The following is a 4,029-nucleotide window of genomic DNA, read 5'->3' on the forward strand; positions in this document are numbered from 1 at the left end:
ACCCCCACCATTCCCCTCGGCGGCCAGGTCGCCGGCCAGGGCGCCACCGCCAACCTCGGCAGCGTCCGACGCAACCTGCTGCGCTGGGGCACACCCTCCCTCAACGCCCAGGGCGAGGGAGCCGTGGGGCACCGCGTCCGCGCTGTGGGACTGTTCCGGGTCACCGGTCCCAAGGGCACCGTCTGGGTCTCCGGCGACGTGGTCCTGCGCACCACCGAAGACGATCTTCCGGCGTCCCCGGACTTCGACGAGCTAACCGCCTCCGAACCCTCCGAGCCGGACGACACCACCACACCGGCCAAGGCCGGCCCGTCCACCTCGAAGAAGCCGGGCAAGTCGAAGAAGTCGAAACAGGACGACACCACACCCAAGAAGACCGAGGCAAAAGGCAAGTCCAAGGCCGAAACCGACGCAGAGGCCAGGCGGGCCGAAGCAGCCGAGGCCGAGGCGGAAGCCGAGAGAGCAGCCGAAGAACGCAGGAAGAAGGCCGCAGCAGCCGAAGCAGCCGAGATCAAGGCCGACCAAGAGAGACTGGCCAAGATCAAGGCCGACCAAGAGACGGCCAGGATCGGGGCCGAGCAAGAGGCGGCCAGAGTAAAAGCCGAAAAGGAGGCGGCAGCCAAGGCGAAGGTCACCGAGCCGGACGACGAACACCGCATCCCCTCGCCACCCGATAGCACGGGAACCGCCCGGCGTGTAGGCGCCAAACCGGCCGACACCTCCGAGAAGCCGGCCACCGACACGATCCCGTCCGAGGGAGAAGCCCTCTCCGAGGACAAGGTCGAGCAACTCGCTCGCGAGCAGAAGAAGTCCGACGCCGACCGGGTGAAGCAATGGCAGCAGGACACGCTCGACGCCATGAAGCAGCAGGCCGACGAAGAGCAGAAAACCGACGAAGAGGCGTCCGATGACGACGACCTGGAACACCCCGAAGATCCAGCGGGCAAGCCCCCCTCCCTGCCCGCGAAGGGTGCGCGTTCCCCCTCGTCCGACGGCTCCGCCAGCACCGTCCGGGAGGCCGGGCAAAAGGGGAAGGGGCGGCGTCCCTCACCCACCGGGTCCACGGCCCCTCGGCACATATCCCGGCGCGAGGATGGATCGGTACCTACCACTGAGGGCCTGCAACAGCCCCGCCCCGCCCGCAACGCACGGCACCGCGGCCCTCGATCACACGTCATGGGCGGCATCAACCCGCCCGCGGGACATGTCTGGGAGTCCATGCACCCCGACGGCGACTGCTATTTCTACGCCGTCGAACGCATCATTCACCCTGACGATCCCCCCGCGACAATCGACGAACTGGACGACCGTATCCTCGATATCCGCGGGGAAATCGCCGACGAGCTGACCGCCAACTTCGACCAGTACTTCCAGGAATTCCACACCGTCATCTTCGCCGCGGAAAATCCCGGCCCCCAGATGCTCGACCCCGACGAACTCGCCGACCTGATCGAAGCACGCGACAGCGGCCAACTCCGGCAGATCTACCACGAACAGGTCCAGGCCATACGGAACCTGGGAGTCTGGGAAAACGCACTGAGCTTCCTGGTTCCCGGAGCCAGTACCGTGGTCCTCAACCGCCACAACCGCGTACTCCGCCTGGAAAACAGCCGATACGGAGCGGCCGCCGCGACGATCCTCGGCCCGGCGGCCAACGCACAACCCGACGCCACCGTCCTGCTCCACAGCGACCACTTCTATGTCGCTGTACCACGACACCCGGCCGCCCGGAACTGGAACGAACTCACCGGCCTACTGGGCCGCAACCCCACCCTGCACACGCCCCAGACGCTCATCCGAAACCCGACGGCCACGAGCCGGATCATCGCGCTCGGCGACCAGACGGGCGCACGCTACATCTGGCTGCCGCCCACCGACGAGGCATCCACCGGTACGCTGCACGACTCCGTCGGCAACCACGTCGAGACCACCCTCGACCAACTCCTCAACGATCCTGATATCACCATCATCCGCACCGCTGATCCGACCCAGCACACCCCGACCCCACAGACCGAACCGGCCGCGGACGACGATGGGAGCGACACCGATAGCGACGACTCCTCCTCGACGGTGTCCGATAGCAGCCCGGCGAATCCTTACTTCCATGAGACCGGCGCACAGGGCGACCAGTTCGAGACATTCGAGCCAGAGGTTTTCCATCGAGCCTTCACCTCCAACAAATATCGACACGGCACCCGAATTTACGGTTTCCTGCCCGGCGGAATATTCCGGCTGACCGCGTCCGCGACCGGGTACCCGACCGCGGACGGGTACGCGACCGCGAACAGGTACGTCAGGCAGGATCTGTCCAACGGTCTCACCGTCCACAACGAATCGGTGCAGAGCCCGCGACAGGCGCGGGCGTTCGTGGGAAATCTGATCGAGAACTATGACCCCACCTCGATCATGGTCCGCGTACCGGGCGCCCACCGCCCCGGCCCCGACGAACAATCGACCACTACCGCTCTCGCACAACGGCTGCGGCAGAGCAACGACTTCGTCACCGGCACGCACTTCCGGTTCTCCGGTGTCGAGGCCAGCATGCTGGCGAACGGCAATCTCGAAGTTCGTCCGCGCGGGAACGCCGCGGACGACACGATGATCGTCACCAGGACCGACTTCGCCAACCGCCTGGCCCAGGGCAAGGCGGCCGTCGCCGTCGAGATCACGCACCCCGGCCCGCCCCACTGGCGCCGCGTCCCCGCAGGCTCGAACCCGGCGATCACGGCGCTCGCCGCGGTGCACAGCGCCAACCCCGACCAGCTTCGCACCCATTTGGCCGGTAACCTCGAGGGCGACCTGACCGCGCACCGCCGGGCCAACCTGGCGCCGGGCTCGAGTCACGTCGTCGAACACATCAGCTCCGATGTACTCGATGCCGCGGAGTCCGTCCATCACGCCGAGGCCCATCGGCTCCGGGGGAGTTCCGAACCGGCCAGCGCCGCACGCCTGCGCCAACATGCCGCCGAGTTCGAGCAAACGCATTCCCGCATGCGGGCCGACCAGACGCAACGCCTGATCGACGCGCTGCGCGGCGGCACGATCGTCGACACCCACCTGTCCGGAAACGACAACTTCGACTTCACGCTCTTCGCCGCCGCGCACCTCACCCGAACCAACATCGTGCTCCTGCGCGGCAACAGGATCCAGGGCCAGGTCCTGCTCAACCCCGGACAACCCGTCCTGTTCCTGCGGCGCAACGACGACGGCAGCTACGACCTCGGAACCACCGACCCTGGCAACGGCGGCCTGCACCCCGGGTCGATACCGCGCCCACCCACGCCACCCGCCACCGAGGACCAGCAACCACATCTGCCCACATCCCGACCGGCTTCGCCGACCGAAACCACACCGGCGACAGATACCGACCGGCCCACGAACCCGCCGCCCGAGGACCGGACCGGTACCCGGCAACGGCAAAGCACGCCCCCACAGCGGCCTCGATCCAGCGAATCGAACAGCAGCACGCAACGGCAGCGCCGACACCCGCGCAGCAACACCCCGAGATCCGACGGAAGTACCGATATCCGTGCCCCAGACGCGAACGGCTCGCGCACACCGCTGCGGTACTTCACCTCCCAAACCGAGGACCCCACAACAACACTCACCACCCACCAGGCCACATCAGTCACCCCCAGCGACGGCGCCACCGCTCACACCACCGCCACCAACTCGCCGCACCCCACCCCATCCGTCACCGACTGCCTCATCGACGCGGTCACCGGCATCGCCCACGACTTCCCCGAAGCCTCGATCCGGATACCCCAACGGCACACGGAACTGCCCGGCCACTCGCGGCAGGACGTAGAAGAATCCACCGGCGCGCAACTCTTCGGATACTCCGGCCACGACCACATCGCCGAGGAACTCCACCACCTCGGCCCCGGAGCCCAAGCCCTCGTCATCGGCGCACACGACAGCGTCAACGCCAACGGCATCGGCGCACACGCCTACCGCATGATCAACCAGGGCGGCGCCATCATCATCCGAGACGCCGCAGACCCCACCCACACTCTCCCCGGGCAACGC

General features: G+C 67.2%; 1 protein-coding gene. It reads left to right on the forward strand.

Annotated elements, in window-relative coordinates; genetic code table 11:
* A partial coding sequence (locus tag JZ791_RS43600) for a hypothetical protein (RefSeq protein WP_216903772.1) occupies positions 1-4,029 on the forward strand: 4,029 nt, incomplete at both ends.

Source organism: Nocardia alni (assembly GCF_019038435.1).
Classification (GTDB): domain Bacteria; phylum Actinomycetota; class Actinomycetes; order Mycobacteriales; family Mycobacteriaceae; genus Nocardia; species Nocardia alni.